General features: G+C 62.2%; 4 protein-coding genes. 2 read left to right on the top strand and 2 right to left on the bottom strand.

Annotation, left to right across the window (positions count from 1 at the left end; translation table 11 throughout):
* Positions 1 to 143 precede the first annotated feature (143 nt).
* Entirely contained in the window at positions 144 to 1,145 is a 1,002-nt protein-coding gene (locus tag DTO57_RS13730) for an IS481 family transposase (RefSeq protein WP_114118804.1), read from the top strand.
* A 182-nt stretch (positions 1,146 to 1,327) separates the two neighbouring features.
* Here the strand turns inward: DTO57_RS13730 and DTO57_RS13725 are convergent, their stop codons facing one another.
* Together DTO57_RS13725 and DTO57_RS13720 are read right to left on the bottom strand one after the other, a co-directional pair.
* On the bottom strand, positions 1,328 to 2,422 hold the full coding sequence (locus DTO57_RS13725) for a glycosyltransferase (protein WP_114118803.1): 1,095 nt from the start codon (positions 2,420 to 2,422) through the stop codon (positions 1,328 to 1,330).
* Position 2,423: 1 nt separating this feature from the next.
* The gene (locus DTO57_RS13720; RefSeq protein ID WP_114118802.1) at positions 2,424 to 4,253 is read right to left on the bottom strand and encodes a DUF4012 domain-containing protein; all 1,830 of its coding nucleotides are present in this window, start codon (positions 4,251 to 4,253) and stop codon (positions 2,424 to 2,426) included.
* A gap of 130 nt (positions 4,254 to 4,383) precedes the next feature.
* Between DTO57_RS13720 and DTO57_RS13715 the strand changes: the two genes are divergently transcribed.
* Complete coding sequence (locus DTO57_RS13715) at positions 4,384 to 5,982, top strand: sugar transferase (protein WP_229730655.1); 1,599 nt, start codon at positions 4,384 to 4,386, stop codon at positions 5,980 to 5,982.
* Positions 5,983 to 6,000: the final 18 nt, after the last annotated feature.

Here is a 6,000-nt window from a genome sequence, read left to right as displayed (position 1 = left end):
CAACGGACGTCTCGAGCATCTCCGCGGCACCGCCCTGGGGTTCCGGAACCTGACCAACTACATCGCCAGGAGCTTGCTCGAGACCGGCGGCTTCAAACCGCTACTACACCCTCAAACACGATGAGCCGGATAAGGAGTCGGCGATGGTTCACCGCAACGCTCCGTTGACTCCCGAGGGACGGCGCCGGCTGGTGGAGCGTTGCAGAACCCGTCCGATCGCGCATGTCGCGGCCGAGATGGGGATCTCACGCGCGACCGCCTCGAAGTGGGTGAACCGGTATCGGCGATTCGGAGAACTCGGTCTGCGCGATCGTTCCTCCGCGCCGATCCGTCAGCCGACTGCGACACCCGGTGAGACCGTCGCGAAGATCGAAATCATGCGACGGGAAAGAAAGTGGCCTGCTGCACGGATCGCCTTCGAGTTGGTCGCGGACGACGTCACGATCAGCCGACGCACGGTCACGAGATACCTCGACCAGCTCGGTCTGAACCGGCGGCGATTCATCGACCCCGACGGGGAGAACAACCGCGAGGTGCGCAAGATCGTCGCCAAGCACCCGGGGCACATGGTCCACCTTGATGTGAAGAAGACCGGGCGTATCCCCGATGGTGGTGGCTGGCGCGCATTCGGCAGGGGGAGCAGCGAGGCGAAGGCCGTCGCTCGCACCAAGACGCGCGGCGCACGCGCCGGGTACATCTACCTGCACTCGGCGATCGACGGACATACCCGCCTGGCCTACACCGAAGCGCTGGAGAACGAACAAGCATCCACTGCCATCGCGTTCCTTGAACGAGCGCGCGACTGGTTCACCCAGCACGGCATCGTCAAGATCGAACGGATCATCACGGACAACGGCTCTTGCTACCGCTCCAGAGCCTTCGCAGAGGTGCTGAACGGCGCGGAGCATCGGCGCACGAAGCCCTACACGCCCAAGCACAACGGGAAAATCGAACGGTACAACCGCATCCTCTCCGAAGAGCTCCTCTGCGCACGGACCTGGACCTCGGAAGCCCAGCGCGCGAGCGCCTTGACGACGTGGAACCTGCACTACAACTACCACCGGCCCCACGGTGCGCACCGCGGGAAGCCGCCCGCTTCGGCGACACCTGCATGCGTCAACAACGTGCTGGCCTCCTACATCTAGACGCTCGTCGAGTCAAGAAGATGTCAAGCTTCCCGCCGTGCCACGGCGCGATATGCGGAGCTAGGAGAGCCGAGTCTTGCTTTATTCTTGGTGATTACTCACGGTCGGTCCGAGGCTGGGCACCTCTGCGACAAAGTTGATGTGAATGTCCAGGCAATGGGCCGGTCGTCGGGTGAGGAGAGCTACTGGTGCTTCAAAACGAAGTCGCGGAGACGTTCTTTGAAGATGGTCGAGTCAAACTGGGACGCACGTTGCTTGCATGCATTAGCGTCGCAGCGGATAGATCGAGCGACGGCGTCCCGCAACTCTGCGTCGTCATCCCAGTCGTGCACATGAGCGCCCGTCACGCCGTCAATGACTGATTCGACGGCCCCGCCAATTGCATTTACGATGACCGGAGTACCAGCAGCCATTGCTTCGACAGGGATAATCCCGAAGTCTTCGACGGGGGCGAACACCAGAACAGTCGCGCGACGAAGAATTGCTGAAAGTAGCGCGTCAGGCGGATTTAGGACGAACCTAACCTTGCCAGGATGCACTGAGTCGGCATACGCGCGAAGCCGGCTCTCATCGTCTCCTCCACCGGCGAGAACGACTGGAAGTCCAGAAACTCTCCCTGCATCGATCGCTGCGTCAAGTCGCTTGTAAGGAACGAAGCGTGAGAATCCGAGGACATACTGTTCAGGTAGTTGCGTGAGCAGTAGTTCGTCGCTTGCGCTGAGAGTCGGTTCGATCGCAAATTTGGAGACATCGACATTTGGGTAGATGACCTCAGCCTCACGGTCCCATGTCTCTGCAATCCGATTAGCGATGAAATGACTGTTGGCTGCTATCGCGATTGGCTCTTGCGCGCGCTTCTTGTCAAGTGGCTTTAGCATGCGCGACGCGAGCCGCGCAGGGAGGTTGTTTCCACGCGCGTCAAGCTCTGGCACCCAAATATATCGTGCAGGTGTGTGTGCATAGACCAATTTGGGCGCTTTGGCGGCAGGGCCGCCAAACTGGGCATGATGGGCAAAGAGGTGTGAGCTCGTCAGCACCCAATCGGCATTGCGTTTCGGGAGCGTACGCCACACTGCAGGCATGAAGGGGAGAGCGAGTGCTTTCCGGCCCTTTAGCGGGGTACGCGCGAGCCACGTCTCATTTACTGGGTCGAAACGGTCTGACTCTTTCCACAGACACCAACGTTCGGCATCGGGGAACGCCTCTGCGATTGCGCCGAATACATTCTCAGAGCCGCCAGCGGGAGCCAGCCACTCGTGCACGATCAGTCCGCTCATATCAGCCGCAGCTCGGCTCGTCGATCGTGACAGGCACATCCTTGATCATCGGAGTCGTGCGCACATCGATCGGCCCATATGTTCCTGGAGGTGCCGAAAACGTCACTTCGAGCGTGTGTGTCGTTGATGGCTCGCTCTCAAAGTTGATCAGCACTGCTTGACGCCCTAGGTCGTTCGTGCCGGCCTGGGGGACGAAGTCAGCACCGTCGAGTTTCGCCGACACAAAGGTGCTGCCGACAGGGCCGTAGAAGACAAGGTTCGTCGACTTGAGCCCTTTCTCGAAGTATCGACCGGTCGAGACGTACGCTGGCAGACCTGCGACCTGTTCGGGCTTCAGGTTGTAGTTGTAGGTCGCTTCGACTGTGTAGGTCTTGTCGTCATCGTCGCCCACGGAGCAGACGTTGCTCGAAGCAGCGACGCTCATGTCTGTGTAGTAGTCGAGCTTGCCCTCGGTGTTGTCGTTGACGAACACACCGAGCGTCGTGTTCTCGGTGTTGCTGGCGTCGTGCAAGGGGCCGTTAAAAAGCGTGTTCGAGACAGCCTTAGCTTCCACTGCATCGGTCGAAGCGAAGAGAATGCGGCCTTCCTCATAGCCCTTGTTGAGTTGCTTCACGAGGCTGAACAGGTTTGTCTGTGCAGACGTGAGCTTGCCGAAGATTGATCCGGAGGCGGCAGCAAAGAATGCGTCTTGCTTCTCGATGTCGGGACCGTAATTTAACGGGAACCGTTCGTAGACCTTGCTCAATAGCTGGTTGACGACGTTGTTGGAGTTAAGCGTCGTACCGTCCTCGAGCTCGACAGGGCCGGTGGCTTTCATGATGTAGCTCAGCAACACGGGGTCAATTGCGATGACAGCGTTACCTGGGTCACCGAGCGTTTCGCTCCAAAACGCGCGCGCGAGATACGCGGTCTGGGCAAAGTCGGGCGTCATCGTCGTGTCCTGGATATAGCGGCCCACTCGATCGGTGTAGAGGGCTTCTGTCCACGGGTTGAGCGGGGCAACAGATTCGGCACGGCCCGAGTTGACGTCGGCCTGGCTTGCAGTCTGCGTGATCTCCATGCGGCCGTTATCGACAGTAAGCATCATCATCGAGCCAGGGTTGCCACCCAGGGTGCGCATCTCTGCCGTGTTCTGGACGAGCACAAGGTAATTCTGCGGAGTGTCCGCGCCCAACATCTGGGGCAGGCGCGGTGAGAGTACGGCCAGGCGGCGGAGCACATCGGCTGTCTGATTCAGCACGTCCTCAACCTGGGTCACGGGGCCCTGTAGCGGGCCGAGCAGATTGTCCGTGTCGATGCCGTCGGCAATCAGCCGAATCTGCGCATCCTGCGCGGCTGGCGCGACCTCTTCGATCTTTTTTCCGAGCTCCGCGACGGCATCGACGTTGAGCGCGCCATCTGTCGGGCCAATCGAAGAGAGGTCAAAGTCGAGCAGTGGCGCCGCGACATCAGACACGAGCGAGTCGGCGGTGCGTGCCAACAGGCGCACGGCGCGCAGGTCATCGCCCACATAAGGCAGGATCTCGGTCGCGCGCCAGATCGGGTGGGCCGTCGCCCAGTGGGCGCGGCTCGCGGCCGACACCATTTCGTCGACGTGGCTCTGGGTTTTCGCTGAGTCGTCGATGTCGTTCGCCAGCGCCTTCGCCTCAGACATCAGCGTGTCGACGGCGCTCTTGGCGACAAACGCGCTCACTCCCATAGCAGCGAGGCAGAAGACGAAAACCCCCACGATCGTCCATGTGATCGCCTTCGCGCGGCGCTTCCGCTTTTTCGCGGCGGGCCGAGCGGGCACGTTCGAAGAAGCGGTGCCGGGCGCGACAGAGTTCTGCATTGGGCCAGTCTAGGTCGGCGCGGTTCGCGTGGCCTGTAGGAAGCACTCGGTAACCTCCCTGTGTGGAAGCTGGCAGTGCGTTATTATTTTCAAGCCGGTGCGGCCAACCGGCAGGGGAGAGGACAGACGCTTGACGACCGAGATCACGCGCGGCGCAGATTCAGAGAGCACCGCCAGCGGAATCACCGAGATCGTCAGCGACGGCGCATCCCGCGCTTCGACGAGCGAGTTTCCCGCGATTATCCGCACGGCAACCGGCTCCATCCCGGTGCAGACGGCGAAGCCCCGTGGAGTTCGCAATTGGCGCGCGCGCTACGCCTCCTACCTGCGCATCACCGACTTCATCGTCATCTGCATCGCCGTCTTCGGCGCACAGGGCGGCTGGCTCGGTTTCCACAAGCAGGTGCAGATGCCGATCCAGGCCTGGCCCGGCATCACCTCGTACTTCGCGCTATCGGTTCTCATCGTTGCGCTCTGGATGATCACGCTCGCGGTCTCCGACACCCGTTCCGACCGCGTCATCGGCGTCGGTGACACGGAGTACCGCCGAGTCGTCAACAGCAGCCTCATGGTCTTCGGCCTCATCGCCATCGGCGCCTTCCTGCTCAAGATCGAGGCGTCGCGCGGCTACCTTCTCATCGCCCTCCCCGGCGGCATCATCCTGCTCGTCATCACGCGCTTCTTGTGGCGCATGTGGCTGCGCAACAAGCGCCGCAAGGGCGAGTACACCGCCCGGGTGCTGCTCGTCGGATCCGAGAAGTCGATCAAGCACGTCGCCGGCGAGCTCGAGCGCACGAAGGGTGCCGGCTACACCGTCGCCGGCGCGTGCGTCTCGGCGCAAGACGCGGGCGGTCAGTCGCTCGGCTCCGTCGGCATCCCCGTGCTCGGCGGTACCGGATCCGTCGAGAGCGCCATGCGCCTCACGGGCGCCGACACCGTCGTCATCACGAGCACAGACCAGCTCGGCCCGCAGCGCGTGAAGCAGATCTCGTGGGCGCTCGAGGCCGGCAAGCAGCACCTCGTGCTCGCGCCGAGCATCACCGACATCGCGGGACCCCGCATCCACACGCGCCCCGTCGCCGGCCTCCCGCTGATGCACGTCGAGACGCCGCGCTTCTCGCCCGGCCAGCGCTTCGTCAAGCGCATGATGGACATTTTCGGATCCGCGGGGATCCTATTGCTGCTCAGCCCCGTGCTCATCGTGATCTCGATCCTCGTGATGGTTACCTCGGGTCGCCCCATCATCTACAAGCAGGCCCGCATCGGCCGCCACGGCAAAGAATTCCGAATGTGGAAGTTCCGCTCGATGGTGCCCGACGCCGAGGCGAAGCTGCAGTCGTTGCTCGACCTGCAAGACTCGGGCAACTCGGTGCAGTTCAAGATGACGAACGACCCGCGCATCACCCCCGTCGGCCGCGTACTGCGCAAGTACTCGCTCGACGAGCTGCCCCAGCTGTTTAACGTGCTCGGCGGATCCATGAGCCTCGTCGGGCCCCGCCCGCCGATCCAGCGCGAGGTCGAGCAGTACGAAGACCACGTGCACCGCCGCTTCCTCGTGAAGCCGGGCATGACGGGCCTGTGGCAGGTGTCGGGCCGCTCGTCGCTGTCGTGGGAAGACAGCGTGCGCCTCGACCTCTCGTACGTCGAGAACTGGAGCTTCACGAGCGACGTGCTCATCCTGATGAAGACCTTCAAAGCAGCGCTCGCGCCGGGCGATACGACGTCGTAAGTCTTTCGGGCCCCGCCA

It is taken from the genome of Microbacterium sorbitolivorans, assembly GCF_003327285.1.
Lineage (GTDB): Bacteria > Actinomycetota > Actinomycetes > Actinomycetales > Microbacteriaceae > Microbacterium > Microbacterium sorbitolivorans.
This window is presented reverse-complemented; position numbering and strand designations above follow the sequence as displayed.